This window comes from Plantactinospora sp. A48 (assembly GCF_055793945.1).
The window spans coordinates 1-18,125 of the sequence record NZ_JBTIXF010000015.1 but is presented as its reverse complement, the minus strand read 5'-3'; the positions used below and the strand labels follow the sequence as shown (position 1 = coordinate 18,125).

20 protein-coding genes are annotated in these 18,125 nt (G+C 72.5%); 7 read left to right on the top strand and 13 right to left on the bottom strand.

Annotation, left to right across the window (positions count from 1 at the left end; all coding sequences use genetic code 11):
• Nucleotides 1–3: 3 nt before the first annotated feature.
• Nucleotides 4–1,281, bottom strand: coding sequence for a site-2 protease family protein (locus tag ACXN5W_RS10875; RefSeq protein WP_473158079.1), 1,278 nt, complete (start codon nt 1,279–1,281; stop codon nt 4–6).
• Nucleotides 1,282–1,596: 315 nt separating this feature from the next.
• Here ACXN5W_RS10875 and ACXN5W_RS10870 point away from each other — a divergent pair, with 315 nt between their 5' ends.
• The 3 genes from ACXN5W_RS10870 to ACXN5W_RS10860 all read left to right on the top strand — a co-directional run bounded on the left by ACXN5W_RS10870 (nt 1,597) and on the right by ACXN5W_RS10860 (nt 6,288).
• Entirely contained in the window at nt 1,597–2,610 is a 1,014-nt protein-coding gene (locus ACXN5W_RS10870) for a RecB family exonuclease (RefSeq protein ID WP_473158078.1), read from the top strand.
• 367 nt (nt 2,611–2,977) lie between these two features.
• Nucleotides 2,978–3,742 carry an ABC transporter ATP-binding protein gene (locus ACXN5W_RS10865; protein WP_473158077.1) on the top strand — a complete coding sequence of 255 codons (765 nt, stop codon included), beginning with the start codon at nt 2,978–2,980 and terminating at the stop codon, nt 3,740–3,742.
• Nucleotides 3,742–6,288, top strand: coding sequence for an ABC transporter permease (locus ACXN5W_RS10860; protein ID WP_473158076.1), 2,547 nt, complete (start codon nt 3,742–3,744; stop codon nt 6,286–6,288). The genes ACXN5W_RS10865 and ACXN5W_RS10860 overlap by 1 nt, the downstream gene beginning before the upstream one ends.
• A 66-nt stretch (nt 6,289–6,354) precedes the next feature.
• On the opposite strand, the gene ACXN5W_RS10855 is transcribed toward ACXN5W_RS10860, so the two are convergent.
• From ACXN5W_RS10855 to ACXN5W_RS10845, 3 genes are all read right to left on the bottom strand, one after another.
• Entirely contained in the window at nt 6,355–7,026 is a 672-nt protein-coding gene (locus ACXN5W_RS10855; RefSeq protein WP_473158174.1) for an HAD family hydrolase, read from the bottom strand.
• A 50-nt stretch (nt 7,027–7,076) separates the two neighbouring features.
• Nucleotides 7,077–7,850, bottom strand: a complete 774-nt coding sequence (locus ACXN5W_RS10850; RefSeq protein ID WP_473158075.1) for a neutral zinc metallopeptidase — start codon at nt 7,848–7,850, stop codon at nt 7,077–7,079.
• A gap of 126 nt (nt 7,851–7,976) precedes the next feature.
• On the bottom strand, nt 7,977–8,381 hold the full coding sequence (locus ACXN5W_RS10845; protein ID WP_473158074.1) for a hypothetical protein: 405 nt from the start codon (nt 8,379–8,381) through the stop codon (nt 7,977–7,979).
• A 126-nt stretch (nt 8,382–8,507) separates the two neighbouring features.
• Here ACXN5W_RS10845 and ACXN5W_RS10840 point away from each other — a divergent pair, with 126 nt between their 5' ends.
• Nucleotides 8,508–9,353: a hypothetical protein gene (locus tag ACXN5W_RS10840; protein WP_473158073.1), complete on the top strand. Its 846-nt coding sequence runs from the start codon at nt 8,508–8,510 to the stop codon at nt 9,351–9,353.
• Between the two features lie 10 nt (nt 9,354–9,363).
• Nucleotides 9,364–10,146, top strand: coding sequence for an alpha/beta hydrolase (locus tag ACXN5W_RS10835; protein WP_473158072.1), 783 nt, complete (start codon nt 9,364–9,366; stop codon nt 10,144–10,146).
• A 65-nt stretch (nt 10,147–10,211) separates the two neighbouring features.
• Here the strand turns inward: ACXN5W_RS10835 and ACXN5W_RS10830 are convergent, their stop codons facing one another.
• The 5 genes from ACXN5W_RS10830 to ACXN5W_RS10810 all read right to left on the bottom strand — a co-directional run bounded on the left by ACXN5W_RS10830 (nt 10,212) and on the right by ACXN5W_RS10810 (nt 13,271).
• The gene (locus ACXN5W_RS10830; RefSeq protein ID WP_473158071.1) at nt 10,212–10,805 is read right to left on the bottom strand and encodes a TIGR03086 family metal-binding protein; all 594 of its coding nucleotides are present in this window, start codon (nt 10,803–10,805) and stop codon (nt 10,212–10,214) included.
• A 90-nt stretch (nt 10,806–10,895) separates the two neighbouring features.
• Nucleotides 10,896–11,363: an SRPBCC family protein gene (locus ACXN5W_RS10825; protein WP_473158070.1), complete on the bottom strand. Its 468-nt coding sequence runs from the start codon at nt 11,361–11,363 to the stop codon at nt 10,896–10,898.
• Nucleotides 11,360–11,827 (bottom strand): metalloregulator ArsR/SmtB family transcription factor, encoded by a 468-nt coding sequence (locus tag ACXN5W_RS10820; protein WP_473158069.1) that lies wholly within the window; start codon nt 11,825–11,827, stop codon nt 11,360–11,362. The genes ACXN5W_RS10825 and ACXN5W_RS10820 overlap by 4 nt, the downstream gene beginning before the upstream one ends.
• A gap of 82 nt (nt 11,828–11,909) precedes the next feature.
• Entirely contained in the window at nt 11,910–12,746 is an 837-nt protein-coding gene (locus ACXN5W_RS10815) for a hypothetical protein (RefSeq protein ID WP_473158068.1), read from the bottom strand.
• Nucleotides 12,747–12,854: 108 nt separating this feature from the next.
• On the bottom strand, nt 12,855–13,271 hold the full coding sequence (locus tag ACXN5W_RS10810; RefSeq protein WP_473158067.1) for a nuclear transport factor 2 family protein: 417 nt from the start codon (nt 13,269–13,271) through the stop codon (nt 12,855–12,857).
• A gap of 84 nt (nt 13,272–13,355) precedes the next feature.
• On the opposite strand from ACXN5W_RS10810, the gene ACXN5W_RS10805 reads away from it, so the two are divergent.
• Complete coding sequence (locus ACXN5W_RS10805) at nt 13,356–13,943, top strand: TetR/AcrR family transcriptional regulator (protein ID WP_473158066.1); 588 nt, start codon at nt 13,356–13,358, stop codon at nt 13,941–13,943.
• A gap of 55 nt (nt 13,944–13,998) precedes the next feature.
• Here the strand turns inward: ACXN5W_RS10805 and ACXN5W_RS10800 are convergent, their stop codons facing one another.
• The 4 genes from ACXN5W_RS10800 to ACXN5W_RS10785 all read right to left on the bottom strand — a co-directional run bounded on the left by ACXN5W_RS10800 (nt 13,999) and on the right by ACXN5W_RS10785 (nt 17,062).
• Nucleotides 13,999–14,202 (bottom strand): hypothetical protein, encoded by a 204-nt coding sequence (locus tag ACXN5W_RS10800; protein ID WP_473158065.1) that lies wholly within the window; start codon nt 14,200–14,202, stop codon nt 13,999–14,001.
• On the bottom strand, nt 14,199–14,633 hold the full coding sequence (locus ACXN5W_RS10795) for a hypothetical protein (protein WP_473158064.1): 435 nt from the start codon (nt 14,631–14,633) through the stop codon (nt 14,199–14,201). The genes ACXN5W_RS10800 and ACXN5W_RS10795 overlap by 4 nt, the downstream gene beginning before the upstream one ends.
• A gap of 214 nt (nt 14,634–14,847) precedes the next feature.
• Complete coding sequence (locus ACXN5W_RS10790; protein WP_473158063.1) at nt 14,848–16,041, bottom strand: helix-turn-helix domain-containing protein; 1,194 nt, start codon at nt 16,039–16,041, stop codon at nt 14,848–14,850.
• A 424-nt stretch (nt 16,042–16,465) separates the two neighbouring features.
• Nucleotides 16,466–17,062 (bottom strand): helix-turn-helix domain-containing protein, encoded by a 597-nt coding sequence (locus ACXN5W_RS10785; protein WP_473158062.1) that lies wholly within the window; start codon nt 17,060–17,062, stop codon nt 16,466–16,468.
• Nucleotides 17,063–17,109: 47 nt separating this feature from the next.
• Between ACXN5W_RS10785 and ACXN5W_RS10780 the strand changes: the two genes are divergently transcribed.
• The gene (locus ACXN5W_RS10780; RefSeq protein WP_473158061.1) at nt 17,110–17,895 is read left to right on the top strand and encodes a class I SAM-dependent methyltransferase; all 786 of its coding nucleotides are present in this window, start codon (nt 17,110–17,112) and stop codon (nt 17,893–17,895) included.
• The last annotated feature ends 230 nt before the right edge of the window (nt 17,896–18,125 follow it).

The following is an 18,125-nucleotide window of genomic DNA, read 5'->3' as shown; positions in this document are numbered from 1 at the left end:
ATGTCATCTTCCGTGTCGGTTCGAGTTTCGGGTCGGTTCCAGGATTCTGGCAAGGTCATCCAGGTGGAGGACCCCCACCACATCTTCGCCTGCCGTCACGACGTACTGCGGCCCCGGGTGGTCCCGCACCGCGGCCAGCACCTGTTCCCCGGTCAGCCCGACGGCCAGCGTCGGTACGCTCTCCAGCCGGCGGGACACCGCGTCGACGGCGATCCACGGGCGCCGCTCGACCGGGACGGCCGCCGCGGCGGCACGGTCCACCAGGGCAACCAGCCGGCCGGCCGCGTCGCTCACCCCCACGGTCATCGATCCGCCGGTCGCCTCGACCGGGTCGGACCCGCCGGTCGTTCCGACCTCGCCCGGTCCGCCGGTCGCCGCTGCGCCCGGTCCGCCGGAATCCACACCGGCGCCGCCCTCGGCGCCGGTGGGCGGACCGGCGGCCGATCGCGCCCGGCGCTGCGCCTCGGCCAGCGGTGTGCCCGCCGGAACGGCCAGCACCGGCCGGGCCAGCCGGCGCAGGTCGACCAGCGGCACCCGGCGGCCGAGCCGGGCGACCCCGATGGCCTGCCCGGCGCCCTGCCAGAGCGTGCCGGCCACCAGCAGCGTCAGCACGACGGCCAGCGGGCGCAGCCAGCTGGCGGCGACCAGCGCGAGCGCCCCGGCCACCACCAGCACGGCGACGATCCGGCCGGCCCAGCCGGCCACCTCGGTGGCCCGGTGCCGGTCCCGGGTGACCGACCAGACCAGGGCGCGCAACGCCCGGCCGCCGTCCAGGGGCAGCCCCGGCAGCACGTTGAAGGCGGCGACGATGAGGTTGCTCGCGGCGAGCTGGAAGGCGAACTGGTCCGCCGGGGTACGATCCGGCAGCACGGCCGCGACCGCCGCGGCGGCCAGCCCGAGCACCAGCGAGACGGCCGGGCCCACCAGCGAGATCCGCAGGTCGATCCGTGGGTCGGGGGCGTCCCGGTCCATCTCGGTGTAGCCGCCGAGCAGTTCCAGGGTGATCCCGCGTACGCCGATGCCGTACCGGCGGGCGGTCACCGCGTGGCCCAGTTCGTGCAGCAGCACGGAGGCCAGCAGGCAGACCACGAACCCGAAGCCGATCAGGTAACCCACCACCGGCGAGAAGCCGAGCGTGCCGGTCGCCAGTTCGCCGTAGGTGACCGTGACCAGGACCGCGAGCACCAGCATCGACGGATTGAGCCGGACCGGCACGCCGAGGACCCGCCCCAGCAGCAGGCCGGCCCGGACCGTCGGTCGGCGCGGTGCCGTCTGCTCCATCCTGACGATGCTACGCACCGGTCCGGGCGCCGCGCCGGCCGCGCCGGTGATCTTGTCGGCGGGGTGGCTTAGCCTTCGGACATGGCGGCGGATACGGCGACACCGGCGGGCGCGACCACCCAGGCGGATCCGACGGAGCCGGCGACACAGCCGGATCCGGCGACCCAGCCGGCCCCGACAACACAGCCGGATCCGGCGACCCAGCCGGCCCCGATGCCACGGCCGGCGCCGACAGCATCGGCGGGCACGACGACCGGGGCGGGCACGACGACCGGGGCGGGCCCGGGTGCCGACCCGGCGCGACCGCAACGCCGGGTGGCTTCGTTGTCGCCGTCGCGGGCGGCCGACTTCAAGACCTGTCCGCTGCTCTACCGGTTCCGCAGCATCGACCGGCTGCCCGAGCAGCCAACGGCCGAGCAGGCCCGGGGCACGCTCGTACACGCCGTGCTGGAGCGCCTGTTCGACCTGCCGCCCACCGACCGCACCCGGGAGGCGGCGGCGGACCTGGTCGGGCCGCAGTGGGAGCGGTTGCTGACCGAGGACCCGACGCTGCGCGGACTGTTCGACCAGGCGGATCCGGCCGCGCCCGCCGAGCCGACGGCCGAGGGGGCCGGCGTCCCGGCGACCGAGGGGGCCGGCGCCACGGCGGCCGAGGGGGCCGGCGCCACGGCGGCCGAGGGGGCCGGCGCCACGGCGGCCGGTTCGTCGTCCGGTGGGCCGGGTGGCGAACCGGTGCCGGCGGCGGAGCGCGCCGAGGCACTGGCCGGATTTCTGGCCTCCGCCCGGGACCTGCTGGGCGGATACTTCGCGGTCGAGGACCCACGCCGGTTGGAGCCGGCCGAGCGGGAGAGCCTGGTCTCCGCGGTGGTCGACGACGAGCTGCTGATCCGGGGTTACATCGACCGGCTGGACGTGGCCCCCGACGGTGCGCTGCGGGTCGTCGACTACAAGACCGGCGGCGCGCCCAGGGAGGCGTTCGAAGCCCGTGCGCTGTTCCAGCTCAAGTTCTACGCCCTGGTGCTGTGGCGCACCCGCGGGGTCGTGCCCCGGGTGTTGCGGTTGCTCTACCTCAAGGATGCCGAGGTCTGCGACTACACGCCGGAGGCCGACGAGCTGGTCCGCTTCGAGCGCACCCTGGTGGCGCTGTGGCGGGCCATCGAACGGGCCACCGCCGAGCAGGACTTCCGGCCCAAGCCGAGCCGGCTCTGCGGCTGGTGCAGCCACCAGGCCCGCTGCCCGGCGTACGGCGGCACTCCCCCACCGTTCCCGAGCGTGCCGCCCGCCGGCGGCCCGGCCGGTGCACCGCAGCCGCCCGGCGCGGACGAGTGAGCCGACCCGGAATTGATAGCATCGTATCGTCAACCCTAGGTTGACGATACGGATTGAGCGTCAACCTGAGTTGACATCAGGCCTGTTGTCAACCTATGTTGACAACAGGCCGCGTGCGGCGGCAGCCTGACCAGGCGCGCAGCGGTGGGTCGACATCGTCGGCTTGCCCCTGCCGCGGCGTCAGGCCCTACCGTCGCCAGAGCGGTTTCAGGGGAAACCCTGAGCCGATGTCGGGGTCACCCGCAGCGGAATATCCGCCCGGTCTCCACCCGGAGGTTGAGGGATTCGTTGCTCGCGGCCGCGACAATGGAACCGCCGCCTGGGTCCATCCGACCCGGGCGGATCAGAATCCTGAAGGAGTGGATCATTGACCGCGACGGTGGCCCGCAATACGGGGGCGGCGGCCCGCGCACGGGACGTGTGGAAGGTGTACGGCAGCGGCGAGGCGCAGGTGATCGCCCTGCGCGGGGTCAGCGCCGAGTTCGAACGGGGTCGGTTCACGGCCATCATGGGGCCGTCCGGGTCTGGCAAGTCGACCCTGATGCACTGCCTGGCCGGGTTGGACACGGTGACCCGGGGCACGGTGGAGATCGGTGACACCACGGTCACCGGCCTGGGGGACGCCGGCCTGACCAAGCTGCGCCGGGACAAGGTGGGCTTCATCTTCCAGCAGTTCAACCTGCTGCCGACGCTGTCGGCCCAGGAGAACATCCTGCTGCCGTTGGCCATCGCCGGCCGCAAGCCCGACCCGGCATGGTTCGACACCGTCATCGACACCGTCGGCCTCCGGGACCGGCTCGGGCACCGGCCCAGCCAACTGTCCGGCGGCCAGCAGCAGCGGGTGGCCTGCGCCCGCGCCCTGGTGGCCCGGCCCGATGTGATCTTCGCCGACGAGCCCACCGGCAACCTGGACTCCCGCTCCAGCGCCGAGGTGTTGAAGTTCCTGCGCCGCTCGGTGGCCGAGTTCGGGCAGACCATCGTGATGGTCACCCACGATCCGGCGGCCGCCTCGTACTCCGACCGGGTGGTGTTCCTGGCCGACGGGCAGATCGTCTCCGAACTGGTGGAGCCGACCCCCGAGACCGTGCTGGACACCATGAAGAAGCTCGACGCCCCCGGCGAGGAGCGCTGATGCTGCGCGCCACGCTCAAGAGCCTGCTGGCCCGCAAGCTGCGGCTCATCCTCTCCGGCCTGGCGGTCGTGCTGGGCGTCATGTTCGTCTCCGGGGCGTTCGTGCTCACCGACACCCTGGGCCGGTCGTTCGACGCCGTCTTCGCGGACGCCTACGCGGGCACCGACGTGGGGGTGAGCGGCAAGCCCAGGGTGGCCGACGAGAACGACCAGGTACCGGCGCTGCTGCCGGCCTCGGCGGTGACGACCGTCCGGGGGGTGCCCGGAGTCGCCGCGGCGACCGGCCAGGTCGTCGCCGACGGCGCCCGGCTGGTAGGCGCCAACGGCAAGGCGCTGACCTCGTTCGGCGCGCCCCAGATGGGCGCCAACTGGACCGGGGAGAGCGACCTGCTCAAGCTGCGTGAGGGGCGCGGTCCGACGGCCGACGACGAGATCGCGGTCAACGCCGCCGCCGCGACCGCGGCCAAGGTGAAGGTCGGCGACGTGGTGGGCGTGCTCACCGCGACCTCGTCGAAGAGCCAGAAGTTCCGGCTGGTCGGGATCTTCGGCTACAGCGGCGGCCGGGACAGCCTTGGCGGCCTGCAGGTGGTGACGTTCACCGAGTCGGCGGCGCAGCGGCAGATGCTGGGCCGGCCCGACACCTTCACCAACATCCAGGTGACGGCGGCGGACGGGGTGTCCGACACCGAGTTGCGGGACCGGATCGCCTCCGCCCTCGGCGACAGCTACGTGGTCAAGACCGGCAAGCAGTTGTCCGACGAGTCGTCCGCGGCGTTGAAGGAGGGCCTGTCGTTCTTCAACAAGATCCTCCTTGGCTTCGCCGGCGTTGCCCTGTTCGTCGGGATCTTCCTGATCCTCAACACGTTCTCGATCGTCGTCGCGCAGCGCACCCGGGAGCTGGCGCTGCTGCGCGCGGTCGGAGCCAGCCGCCGTCAGGTGATCAACTCGGTGATGACCGAGGCGGTGGTGGTGGGCCTGATCGCCTCCGTCATCGGGTTGGGCGCCGGCATCGGGGTGGGCGCGCTGCTCGCGTTGGCCTTCGGAAAGCTCGGCGGCGGTCTCGCGCTGGCCGGCCTCGGCGTGCCACCGGCCGCGGTGATCAGCGCGTTCGTGGTCGGGCTGCTGGTGACCCTGGTGGCGGCCGTCCTGCCGGCCCTGCGGGCATCCCGGATCCCCCCGGTGGCCGCCTTGCAGGAGATGGCCACCCCGGACCGACCGCTCACGAAGATCACCGTTGCGGGAGCGGTCGTCGGTGCCGCCGGTGGCGCCCTGCTCGCGCTCGGGCTGACCGGCAAGGCCGGCGACAACACCCTGTGGACGATCCTCGGTGGCGTGCTCGTGTCGTTCATCGGCGTGGCGCTGCTCACCCCGTTGATCAGCCGTCCGGTGGTGTCGCTGCTCGGCCGGCTGTTCTCCTGGTCGGTGCCGGGCCGGCTGGGCCGGCTCAACTCCGGTCGCAACCCGCGACGGACCGCGATCACCGCCGCCGCGCTGATGGTCGGCATCGCCCTGGTGACCGGGGTCAGCGTCATCCTGGACTCGGCCAAGGGCAGCATCACCAAGCTGGCCCAGGACACCATCCAGGCGCAGTTGGTGATCGCCGGCAACCAGAACGGTCCCCGGCCGCCCAGCTTCGATCCGGCGGTGCTGGAAAAGGCCGCCAAGCTGCCCGGGGTGCAACTGGTCGATGGCGAATACGGCGAGATGGCAGTGGTGGGCGGGACCAAGACCTGGGTCGCGGCCAGCAGCGACATCCGGGCGCTGCGAGCGCTGTTCGGTGCCGACGCCACCGCCGGGAACATCGATCAGCTGGCTGACGGTCAGTTGCTGATCAGCTCGGACGTCGCCAAGAACCGCAACCTGTCGGTCGGCTCCACGGTGCCGGTGCAGCTCAGCCGAGGCGACCCACGCACCTACACGGTGACCGGCATCTACACGGGCAGCCAGCTGACCAATCCGATGGTCCTGCCGGTGTCGGCGGCGAAGGACTTCGCCATCCCGCAGCCCATCCAGGGGTTCATCCAAGTCGCCGACGGCACGCCGGTGAGCCAGGTGCAGCCTCAGGTGGAGTCGCTGCTGGCGGACAGCCCCGAGGTGTCGGTGACCGACCGGGACGCCTTCATCAAGCAGCAGACCGGCCAGTTCGACACGATCCTCACGATGATCCAGATCCTGTTGGCGCTGGCCATCCTGATCGCCGTGCTGGGCATCATCAACACCCTCGCGCTGTCGGTGCTGGAACGCACCCGCGAGCTGGGGCTGTTGCGCGCCATCGGGCTACGGCGCAGCCGGACCATGTGGATGATCACCGTCGAGGCGATCGTCATCTCGGTGTTCGGCGCTCTGCTGGGCGTCGCCGTCGGCACCGGACTCGGTGCCTCGGTGGTCCGGGCGTTGCGCTCCGACGGCATCGACCAGTTGGTCCTACCGTGGGGGCAGATGGTCGCGTTCCTCGTGCTGGCGGCGATCATCGGGGTGGTCGCGGCGGTCCTGCCGGCGATCCGGGCCGCCCGGATCAACGTGCTCGGCGCCATCGCCCACGACTGAAAGGAAGGGGCCCTTGTTATCGCCTCTGGCATAGCAAGGGCCCCTGCTCAACAACCCCACGACCCGTCATTCCGGGACGCGGGCACGCAGGCTGGTCAGCAGCTCCAGGTCGGCGGCGGTCAGGCTGTCCAGTCGGCGTACCCCGTCGGTCGGGGTGAGCGGGACGTCCGCCGGGACGGCCAGCACCGCCGCCCCGGCGGTGAGCGCGCTGGTCACACCGGCCGGCGAGTCCTCCACCGCGACACACCGCCCGATCGGTACGCCCAACAGCCGCGCCGCCGTCAGGTACGGCTCCGGGTGCGGCTTGGCGTTGACCACCTCGTCGCCGCAGACGACCACGTCGAAGTTGTCCCGGTCGATCGTCTTGAGCACCACCTCGACGAGTTCCCGCGCGGTCGAGGTGACCAGGGCGGTCGGGATGCCTGCCGCGCGTACCGCGGTCAGCAGCTCCAGCGCGCCGGGCCGCCAGCGGATGTCGGTGACGAACAGCTCGGCCACCCGCCGTTCCAGCCAGGCCGCGCCGGCGACGGGGTCCCGCCACTCCTGCCCCAGGTCGGCGTGCAGGATCTCCATCGACCGTGCCATCGCCGAGCCGACCATCGCGGCGCGGGCCTCGGGCGACACGGTCCCGCCGTACGACTCGGCCAGCTCGTTGATGGCGATGCTCCACAGCTTCTCGCTGTCGATCAACGTGCCGTCCAGGTCGAACAGTACGGCGGCGGGTGCGGGGCTGTTCAGAGCGTCCTCCTCGGGTCTCGGTCGGGCGGGTGGTGATCCGCCGGACGCGCTCAATTCAGGTCGCAGGCGCTCAGCGACTTGTTGTAGCCGTTGAAGAACGCCGTGGTCCGCTGCTTGGCGCTGCCGTGCGAGCCCTCGGCGAACCACGGTTGACCCGGGTCGTCGGCGACCGCCGCCAATCCGTCCCGCAGCTCCTCCAGGTCACCGTCCTGAAGGTCGAGGGCACCGTCCTTGACCGAGTCACCGATGTAAGCCCCGGCCATGCAGTCCGCCTGCAACTCCTGCTGGATGGTGAAGCTGTACCGGATGCCCAGCCGGGTCTGGATGCCGTGCGCGTACTCGTGACCCAGCAGGTAGTACAGGAAAGCGTCGCCGATCTTGCGAAACGCGCCGACCGCCCAGTTCACGTCGTACGCGATGAAGTCCCCCTGGGAGCAGTACAGCGCGTTGTTGCGGGGCACCGGCTGACCGGCGCAGGACACCTCGCCCTCCCGCTGGTACGCGCCGACCCGCCGGACGGGCTGGAACCGGTCGCCGGACTCCTGGAAACGGGCGTTCCAGTACTGCTCGGCGAGGTCCACGGCCCCGTTGAGATCGTTCTTGAACTCGCCGATCGTCATGGTCCCGTCCTCCTGCCGCCCCTGCGGCTGCGAGGAACGCGGCGCGGACGACCGGTTGGCCCCGGACCGGCCGCCGTCGTCCGGAGCCGGCCCGAACCCGCAGGCCAGGGCCACCACCAGGGCGGTCAGCAGCACGCCGACCCGCGTGGCTGATCCGACCCGGCCAGGGTTGTTCGGCTGCACGGCGACCTCCTCAGCGACCACGATGTGCCATCCTTACCCAGGCCGCCGTCGGACAACGCACCGGAGTCCGCCGCCGGGACACCCGCTCGGGCGCCCGTCCCCGCCCGCGACCGGGTCGCGCACCGACGGACGGCCGGCCGCTCGGCCTCAGGTTGTCCCGGTGGCCAGCGCGAGGACCGCCGCGTCCACCGCCGCCTGGTCCACGGCGCCCGTCCGCACCGCCGGCTCGGGGTCGCCGCCGACCTGCGCCGCGGCGGCCGGGTCCGCCACCTTCCGGGGATCGACGGATCCCGGCCCGGTCAGGTCGGCACCGGCCGCCGCGGTGGTCGCCGGGGCGTCGCCGTGCGGCAGGTCGGCCCCGGCCAGCGCGGCGACCAGCGCGTCGACCTGATCGGTCGGCAGCCGGAACGAGCTGCGGCACAGCGGGCCCAACCACAGCGACACCACGACGATGTCCTGCTCCGGATGGTGGCTGATCCGCATGGTCCGCTCGGCGCCACGCGCGTCGACGAAGACACCGCCGGGGTCCGACCCCGAACCGATCTCACCCATGGGACCAGGATGCCGCACCGGCCCGTACCCGAGAAAGCCCTTCCCCATCCCGACGGCCCGACCGGGGCGGTCCCCCACCGGGACGCGGGTTCGCCCCGCCGCCGACCCGGGACGGATGATGGCGGGATGACCTCGGATTGGTTGTCGCCGGCGATCGGCGGTGTGGTCGGCGTGGCCGGGCTGTTCTTCGGATGGCTCAGCAGCAAGCAGTCCCGGGACCAGACGGAACGGCTCGCCGCGCAGGCCAACGAGCACGCCCGGCGGTTGAGCGAGCAGAACGACACCCACGCCCGCCGGATGGAGGAGGAGCGCCGGACACACGCCGCCCGCCTGGTCGAACGGGAGCGCCGCCAGCAGCAGATCAAGGAGGCGTACGTCCAGATCATGACCAGTGTGCGGCTCATCGGTGACAGCCTGCGGGTGGATCCGGCGCCCGGCCAGGGGCGGCCCGGCGGGACGGACCCGGCCGGCGACGCCCACTCGCCCGCTGACGGCGGGCCGGGCGGCCCGGTGGACGGCCCGACGGCCGGTTGGGAACACGGGCGGGAATGGGAACACGGGCGGGAACTGGTCCGGGCCGCCGCGCTGGCCGACACGTTCGCCTCGGACCGGGTGCTCGCGCTGTTCCAGCAGTGGCAGGAGACCATCGAAGCGGCCCGGCAGGCCGTCGGGCGGCTCGACCGGCTGGCGGCGGAGCCGACGGACGAGGCGAACCGCCGGGCGACCCGGATGTGGCGGGTCCGACTGCGGGACCTGCGGCTACGGTTGGCAGACAGCCGGCAGGCCCTCGCAGAGGCGATAGCCAGCGAGGTGGGCGCCCGGCCGGCGAGGGGAACCGGCGCCGGCGTGGGAGCGAGTGCCAGCGTGGGGTCCAGTGCCGGCGTGGGAGCGGGAAGCGAAACCGGTACGGGGCCCGCTGCCGGAACCGGTGGACATCCGCTGACCTCTGCCGAGGACCGGTCCGCCGGATAGGGTCCCGAGCATGGCCCTGGTGCGGTGTGACTTCTTCTCCGAGGTGCTCGGCCTGGGTACGTCGATGACCGTGCTGCTGCCACAGCGGACACCGGCGCAGATCGGGCTGTCCAGCACGGCGCGCGACGGTGACCCGCCGGTGCTGTACCTGCTGCACGGCCTCAGCGACGACGACACGGCCTGGGTCCGCCGGACCTCCATCGAGCGGTACGCCGCGTCGCTCGGGCTGGCCGTCGTGATGCCGCAGGTGGGTCGCAGTTTCTACACCGACGAGGCGAACGGCAACCGGTACTGGACGTTCCTCAGCGAGGAGTTGCCCGAGGTGTGCCGGGGACTCTTCCGGCTCTCCGAGCGCCGGACCGACACGTTCGTGGCCGGGCTGTCGATGGGCGGCTACGGCGCGCTGAAATGGGCGCTGCGGCAGCCGGACCACTTCGCGGCGGCGGCCAGCCTGTCCGGCGCGGTCGACCTGCGGAGCCGGGTCGCCGACACCGGCGACCGGTCGTTGGACCCGGCGATCTGGCGCACCGTCTTCGGTGACCGGCCGGTGCCCGAGCCCGACGACCTGTGGCCACTGCTCGACCGGGCCGACCCGGCGACGCTGCCCGCGCTGTACCTGGGCTGCGGCACCGAGGACCACCTGTACCCGGACAACGTCCGGTTCGCGGCGGCCACCGAGCGGCGCGGGATACCGGTCACCGTCGACTTCTCCCCCGGCGAACACGACTGGGACTACTGGGACGCCAAGATCCAGGACGTGCTGGCCTGGCTACCGCTGTCCGCCGCCGGCTGATCCGGGTCGCCGGCTCGGGCACCCGGCCAGCCCCACCCGGCCGGGCGGGGCGGACCCGGGTGCGGTCAGGGCCGGCGGCCGACGAAGTACAGGAAGGCGTCCTGCGGTCCGGCGTCGGGCGGCGCAGGAAGGCTCGGCTGGAAGGCACCGGTGGCCTGAAGCCGGGGGTACCACGGCAGCAGGTCGCGGTGGACCCGGGCGACCAGGTCCGGATCCAGCCGCTCGTCGCCGCCGACGGCCCGGGCCAGATCCCAGGTGTGCGCGAGCAGTTCGAGGCTGCCGATGAGCGCGACCGCCTGTTCCACCGGTACGGGCCCGAGCGGCCCACCAGGCATCGGGGTGGCGGCCCGGTCCGGGTCGGCCAGCATCGCGAGCATGGCGTCGCGGCAGCGCGCGAAGGCAGCGCCCAGGTCGGTGCCCGGCTCGACGTCGGGCGCGTCGGCCATGGCCGAGACGCCGACCCCGTCGGCGGGCTCCGGGCGTACCCCGGTGGTCAGCGCGACGATCCCGCGATGGCCGTTGATGACGTGCGCGACCACGTCCTGGGCCGACCAGCCGGCGCACGGGCTGGGATCGGCCCACCGGCCGGCCGGGGTGGCGTGGATCCGGCTGAGGAAGCCGTCGGCGAGCAGACGGTAGTTACGGGCGACGGCGGTCACGGTCGTCCTCCGGTCGAGAGGTCAGCTTGGTCGAGGGGTCAGCTCTGGTCCAGCGGTCAGCTCTGGTCGAGGGTCAGCTCTGGTCGAGGGTCAGCTCTGGTCGAGCGGTCGGTCCTGGTCGAGCAGGGTGGTCAGCCGGCGCATCGTGCGGGTACGCCAGCCGGTGGACATGATGTCCCGGGCCCGCCGCTGGAGCGGATTGTCCGGATCGAAGCCCTCGTGCAGCAGGAACAGCCGGGTGCCCCGGCCCTCCGGACGCAGGGTCCAGGTGATCGTCCAGTCCGCGCCGCTGGCACTGTCCGGGTCGGCGTCCCGCCAGCGGACCCGGAGCATCCGTTCCGGTTCGAAGGCCAGCACCTCGGCCTCGACGGTGCCCGAGAACCCGGCGGCGGGCAGTCCCGGTGCACGCATCGCGTACCGGTGGCCGACGACGAGCCGGAAGTCGCCCGGCATCAGCCACCGGGCGATCAGCTCGGGTTCGGTCAGCGCCCGCCACACCACCCGGGGCGGGTGGGGCAGGAACTGGTCGACGTGGACCACCGAGGGGTCGTCGGTCACCGCCGACCACCAACGGGGTCGTCCGGTCCGGCCGGATCGGTCCGGTCGGGCGGATCGGCGGTCGGCTCGGCGGTCGGCTCGGCGGTCGGCTCGGCGGTCGGCTCGGCGGTCGGCTCGGCCGATCCGACCGGGTCGGCGTCGAGCGAGTCGAGCACCGCGCTGAGGTCGGCCAACCGGTCCCGCCAGTAGCGCTCGAAGGGGCCGAGCCAGTCGCGTACCTCGGCCAGCGGTGCCGGCTCCAGCCGGTAGAGGCGCTGCCGGCCATGCCGGGTCTCGCTCGCCAGGCCGGCGTCCCGAAGCACCCGGAGGTGTTCGGAGAAGCTGGGGCGGGCCATCGGGAAGCGGGCGGCCAGTCGGGCGACCGGCTGCGGGCCCCGCTCGTGCAGCAGGCGCAGCACCTCGCGGCGGACCGGGCTGGCCAGCGCGGCGAAGACCCGGTCGGTGGACCGGTCGAGGTCAGGCATGAGCCCCACTATAGGTAGGAGATCTCCTACCTATCAAATCCGGCCTGGTCCCGCGGACCCGTCACGGTCCGCCCGGTACCCGTCAGGCCCCGCTCAGCCGGGTGCAGTAGGCCACCGTCGCGTCGTCGTGAATCGCGCTGCGCGGCCAGCGGACCAGATCCGGATCGCCGGCCTCGGCCTCCCGGACCCGCCGGATGACCTCGGCCGGCCCCATCGTGCCGCACAGTTCCAGCACCTCGGGCCAGTCAGCGAGCCCGTAGCGGTCGACCAGGCAGGTGACGCCGTTGCTGAGCAGGGCGGCGCCGGCCAGGTCGCGTACCGGCACACTGCCGGTCACGGCCTCCTCGGCCGCCCGGGGATCGTCCTTGGCCACCCAGAAGCCGCCGGGCTGGTTACGGCTGGCCCGCAGCGTCGTCCGGGCCGCCTGGAGGACCCGGTCATACTCGTCGGTGCCGGGTGGCGCGGCGTACACGGCCGCCCGCAACGGGCGCCCGACCCTGACCTCCCGTTCGTCGGCAACGACCAGCGGTACGTCGCCGACCCGGTCGAGCACGAGCAGCGAGTCGGCGAGGACGAGGTGGTCGAGCCGGTCCCCGTCACAGCGGACCGCCACGACGGTCGCCGAGGGACTGCTCGGATCGGCGATGTCGCAGGTGTCCCGGTGGGTGTCGGCCACCTCCGCGATGGCGTCGCCCAACAGGCTGGCGAGGTCCCGGTCCCGGTCGCGGTACCGGGACAGCCCGGCGAGCAGGGCCGTGCCGAGGCGGTGGGCGTACCAGGCGATGCCGTGCCGGCAGATGGCCTCGACGCCGGAGATGCCCGCGCCGTCGACCAGCACGGCGGCACCCGGGACGGCGCCCACGAAGTCCTCGTTGGGCCGGTCCGACCGACCGGCCCGGGTGGACAGTTCGACCCGCATCAGGCGTACCTCCCGGCGAACCGCGCGACGGTTGCGGGCAACGTACCCGGTCCAGCCCGCCGCGACGGTCCCCCGGCCCCGGCGGCCTTTCCGAACGCCCGGCTGCCGTCAGACGTTGCCGACGCTGGCCAGGGTTTCGGCCAGTACCAGGGGGTCGAGATAGTCGCGGTACGAGACGACCAGGCCGTCCCTGATCCGCAGGACCGCGATGATCGTCTGGTGCAGGGGCGCGCCGGTGGGGAGCACGGTGCCGTGCGCCTCGTACTCGACGATCACCACCTCGGGATCGGTGGTCTCGTGGATCACCGTGTCGCGGTACTCGTCGAACTTGACGAGGCCGTTGGCCTGCCCGGTCAGGAACTCGCGGATCTTGTCACGACCCGCCACCCGACCCGGCACGCCCGCTGGTCGGTACGGCCACTCGAGGTAGGCGTCCAGCGCGAGCAGGTTGACGAAACCTTCGGTGTCCTGCTCGAGGCTGGCGCGCAGGACCTGCTCGACGACGTCGCGTGATGTGGCGGTCATGGCCATCCTCTTTCGTTCAACGCTTGTTGATTGAACGAGCGTAGAACGTACAGAGCCGTCGGTCAACAGCCGTAGAATGAACCCGTGACCGAATCGAGCGCTCGCCCGACCCGGGCGCAACAGCGCCGCCAGAGCGAGGAGCGCATCCTCGCCGCGGCCCGCCAGATCTTCGCCGAACTCGGCTACGACCGGACCACCATCCGGGCCGTGGCGTCGGCTGCCGGCGTCGACGCCGGTCTGGTCATGCACTACTTCGGCAGCAAGGACCTGCTCTTCGCCCGGGCCGTCGAGGTGCCCGCCGACGAGTTGCCCGACGGCACCTCGGGCGAGGTGGCCGAGGCGCTGCTCACGTCGCTTGGCCGGCGCCTGACCGGCGAACCGGCGGCCTCCCTGGCGGTGCTGCGCTCGATGCTCACCAACGCCGACGCCGCCGACCGTTACCGGGCCGCCGCCGAGCCCCAGCTCAACCAGCTCACCGAGGCGATCCCGACACCCGACGCCGACCTGCGCGCGAGCCTGCTCAGCGCGATCGTCCACGGCGTGATCGCCGAGCGGTACCTGCTCCGCCTCACGCACCTCGCGGACGCCTCGCCCGAGCAGATCGTCGACCTGCTGCGCCCGTGCTTCCAGAGCCTGACCACGCCGCCACCGACCGCAGCGAAGCCCGGGTAGACGACGGCGGCATCTGCCGTACCAGGGTTGGTCGAGCCGCCGGACCCCCCGGCGGCTACCGGCCCGCCGTCGGGTGGCACTGCCGGCACAGGCAGCGCAGCAGCAACCCGTCCCACGGCACGCAGCCCTCGCACCAGTCGTGCGGCAGCCGGTCGGCCGTCAGCACCGCGCAGGACAGGCACATCAACGGCGCCGGGACGATCGGCTCCGGCCACCGCACCCGCCACCGCCGACACCGGGCGGCAACGGCGGTCCTCACCGCCCGACCCGCTGCCGGCGAGCGACCCGAACCGCCCCGGACCGGGCGGTCGCATGGCTCGGCCCGGGACGAGCAGGCCCCTGATCCGGTACGAGACGGACGGGTATTTGATCTGGCGTGGGACGGACGGGCGGCTGATCCGGAGCGGCACGGACAGTGGTCCGGTCCGACACGTACCGCGCCGAATCCGTTCGAGCGGCAACCCGGCGCACACCCGCGCGCTGGACGTACACCTCCCGCCGCTCGACGGCAGCGCCGTGCTCGTCCAGCACGTAGCCGGTCAGCCACACCCAGCCCTCGTACGTCGGACGCGGATCGAGCGAGGTGACCCGCAACCACAACGCCCGGTCCCCGTCGAACTGCACCGACGCCTCCCGACCGATGAACAGCAGATCGCCCACGGCGATGCCCGGCCGGACCTCGCCGCTCACCGTCGCCACCACCGACCGGCGCGTTCCGCTGACCTCTCGTTGACCGACGCCATCGCCGCGTACCCCCTTCAGGTAGGGGCGTGGCCGACGAAAAGGGGACCCGGCGGCCATGCCCACCATTCACCCTCGGGGAATGCGATGGCGGCGAACAGAACCCGACGGTCCGCCAGGCGTCCGCGCTCGTCCACCGCTCAGCGGACGACCACGCGACTCGTTAGGGGCGGAAGGCGTCGTATGCGTCGCGCAGGTCCCGGGCCGCCGGACTACCGGACCGTTCGACGGCGGTCAGCACCTCAGTGGCCCGCCACCAGTTCGACGCCACGACACGGCCCGAGCTGACCGCCGTCGTGGCGACCGCTGCCGCTTCATCCGGCTCGCCGGTGGCCGCCAGCGCCAGGCCAAGATCGAGCCGGGCAGACGCGGAACGTCGTGGTCGTGGTCCTCCGTCGCCGGTCGGGTCGAGTTCGGCAAGCACCGACCGGGCGGCTGCCTCGGCCGCCGGGTCACCGGCCCAGGCGAGCGTCGTCGCGGTGTACGCGGCGGCCTTGGCCGGGTCGTACCGGTAATGATGCTCCGGACGGTCCGGAGCTGGCAGCGAGGCGACCAGCCGATCCAATTCACCAAGCAACTGCCGGGTTCGACGTCGGTCGCCAAGCCGCGCCCAGGCACGGCCCTCCTGTGCAACGGACTGGAGGTGTGCCGAGCTGCCACGCGGAGCGACAGTCTGTGCCTGACGGGTCAGGTTCAGCGCGGTGCGGTAATCGCCCCGGGTCAGGGTTTCCCACGCCCTGGTTTCCAGGCACCACGCTCGGATCTCCGGGTGCTCGGCGTGTGCGCCGAGCTGGTCGGCGGTGGTCAGGAACGCATCAGCCGCCGCCATCTGCCGAAGATCGATGTGAACCGTCGCGCGCAGGAGCGCCAGCCATCCACCAGCGACGACGAGCCGCCGCCGGGCGGCCAGGGTCGCACGTCCGTCGAGCAGCCGAGGCAGGTACGACAGGTGCCGTTGGACGGCGACAAGCAGGTCCTGGGAGGCCGTGGTCGGATAGGCGCTGGCCAGCTCATCGACGGCTCGCTCGATCCGCTCGACCGTATCTGTGCCAACATCCGTGGCCTCGACCCGCCGAGCCAGCTCCCATGCTTCCACTTCGTCGGCGGCGGGCAGCTCCGTCGGGACCGGCAGGCACGCGAGCCGGGTCAGCCGGCCATCCGCTTCCAGCACCTGGTCGAGCTGTTCCGCGACCTCCGGCGTCGGAACCTTCGTACCGCGTTCGAGTTCGTGAAGGTGACTTTTACTGCGGTAGGCGAGGCGCCCGAGATCCCGTAGCGAGAGGCCGCGCTCACGGCGCAGCCGGGCCAGTTCCGCGGGGAAGCTGGGATCGACTGGGGCGCGGACCCGGTCGGACATCGAGGGCACTCCCGGATGGAAGGTGGGTGGCGGTCCGCCGGCCTCCACCTAAGACGGGCCGCCACCTCCAGGATAGGCCCCCGACCCGTCCGCCTTCGAGGCTATCGCGGCTTGCGCCGGCCTCCCTTGGGCTGGCGCTGGCCACCCATCCGGGCGGAGATGAGACCCACTTGATCCCGCGCCCATCGGGTCAACGGGTGGTTGTGCCCGAGCACCGGGCGAAGCCCCTGAAATCCCTTCTCGGCCAGACCCCGGGGCCCGCAGTCGCTGACCCAGTCCGCCGGCACACCCAGAGCCTCCGCCAGCAGAATGTCCTCCACAGTGGTCGGATCGTTCGGTCCCCGCCACGCTGCCCAGGGGTGGCAACGGATTCCCGGACAGTCCAACAGCCGCCACGCGGGCGGCGATGGCGTCCCGGTCGTCGTCAGGGGCCGGTCGAGGGGTCGACTGGGTCCGTACCGGTCTGACCTTCCAGGGGTAGGTGGGTGCGTTCGCCCTCGTGGTCGAGGATGCCGAGGATCTCCGCCGGGCCGCCGTACGCGCCGAACGCGTGCGGGACCATCGTGGAGAATTCGGCCGCCTCGTTCTTGCGGACCAGGATCGTGCGCTCACCGAGCCGCAGCACGATCGTGCCGGACAGCACGGTGAACCAGTCGCGCCCCGGGTGTACCCGCAGCTCCTCCGGGACCTTCCGGGTGATCCGCATCTTGGCGACGGTCTGTCGGCTATCCCGGGACAGCAGCCAGGTGGTGGTGCCGCGCTCCGGGTTGCAGTGCGGCCGGATCACCACGTCGTCGTCGGAACCCGACTCGACGAGCTGGTCGAGCGTGGTGTCCAACGCCCGGGCGATCGCGGTCAGCTGGTCCAGGGCGATCCGCCGGTGGCCGGTCTCGATCCGGCTGAGCGTGGAGGGGCTGAGCAGACAGCGGGCGGCAAGCTCGTCCAGCGACCAGCCGCGAGCCAGGCGCAGTCCTCGAATCCGCTGCCGGACCAGGTCCTCCACATCCGTCCCTTGCTTCATACGCAAGATGCTATGCCAACTCGGCAAAGCATGGCTACGGTCGACGGGTGACACACGACCACATGATCGAGCTGCTGGACCTGGACGCCGAGGTCCTGGGGGACTACCACCGCGACCTGATCGACTGGGTACGCCGGGAAGCCGCCGACCGCCCCCGCGTCGTCGACCTCGGGGCGGGCAGCGGCACCGGCTCCCTGGCGCTGGCCCGACACCTGCCCGGGGCGGAGGTCACCGCCGTCGACATCTCCCCGGAGATGCTGGCCCACCTACGGAACCGGGCCGACACCGAGGGACTGGGCGACCGGATCAAGACCATCGAGGCCGATCTCGACCGGCCCTGGCCCGACCTCGGGCCGGTCGACGCGATCTGGGCGGCCTTCTCCATGCATCACATGGCCGACCCCGGGCGGGCGCTCGCCTCCGCGTACGGCGCCCTGCGGCCCGGCGGGCTGCTGGTGATCGCCGAACTGGAGTCCTTCCCCCGGTTCCTGACCGGCACCCCGGACGAGCGCGTGGAGGACCTGGGCCACGCCGCGGCGGCGAGACGCCGGCAGGAGGCGGGCATGCACATGCACGAGGACTGGGGCGCCCGGATCGCCCACGCCGGCTTCACCGAGGTGACCGAGCGGCGCTTCGACATCGACCTGCGGCCACCGCTGCCCCCGGCCACCATCCGGTACGCCCAGATCGCCCTGTCCCGGCTGCGCCACGAACTGGACGAACAGCTCCCCGCAGCCGATCGCGCGGCCCTGGAACGGACCATCGAGAACCTGGCCGACCGCGACGACCTCAGCGTCCGTACCGAGCGGACCGCCTGGCTGGCCCGCCGCTAGCCCCCCGCCCCACCCGACCAACCACCCCACCCGACCAACCCCACCGGCCCAACCCGACCAACCCCACCGGTCCCACCCGAACACCGCCGCCCCCGCCCAGCTCGGCCCGGCCCGCCCCCGCCCAGCCCGGCCCGGGCCCGCCCAGCTCGGCCCGGCCGGGGCAGGGTAGGCCGAAGCCACCCGGCACACGGCATCCCATGGCATCCCCAACGATCGCAGAAGCCTTCTCA

Bases quoted from the DNA above. Each gene is read 5' to 3' on its own strand.
- ACXN5W_RS10835 (WP_473158072.1), top strand. From the start codon at position 9,364: ATGGCCCTGGTGCGGTGTGACTTCTTCTCCGAGGTGCTCGGCCTGGGT.
- ACXN5W_RS10875 (WP_473158079.1), bottom strand. From the start codon at position 1,281: ATGGAGCAGACGGCACCGCGCCGACCGACGGTCCGGGCCGGCCTGCTG.
- ACXN5W_RS10790 (WP_473158063.1), bottom strand. From the start codon at position 16,041: ATGTCCGACCGGGTCCGCGCCCCAGTCGATCCCAGCTTCCCCGCGGAA.
- ACXN5W_RS10810 (WP_473158067.1), bottom strand. From the start codon at position 13,271: ATGACCGCCACATCACGCGACGTCGTCGAGCAGGTCCTGCGCGCCAGC.
- ACXN5W_RS10845 (WP_473158074.1), bottom strand. From the start codon at position 8,381: ATGGGTGAGATCGGTTCGGGGTCGGACCCCGGCGGTGTCTTCGTCGAC.
- ACXN5W_RS10820 (WP_473158069.1), bottom strand. From the start codon at position 11,827: ATGCCTGACCTCGACCGGTCCACCGACCGGGTCTTCGCCGCGCTGGCC.
- ACXN5W_RS10815 (WP_473158068.1), bottom strand. From the start codon at position 12,746: ATGCGGGTCGAACTGTCCACCCGGGCCGGTCGGTCGGACCGGCCCAAC.
- ACXN5W_RS10860 (WP_473158076.1), top strand. From the start codon at position 3,742: ATGCTGCGCGCCACGCTCAAGAGCCTGCTGGCCCGCAAGCTGCGGCTC.
- ACXN5W_RS10785 (WP_473158062.1), bottom strand. From the start codon at position 17,062: ATGAAGCAAGGGACGGATGTGGAGGACCTGGTCCGGCAGCGGATTCGA.
- ACXN5W_RS10840 (WP_473158073.1), top strand. From the start codon at position 8,508: ATGACCTCGGATTGGTTGTCGCCGGCGATCGGCGGTGTGGTCGGCGTG.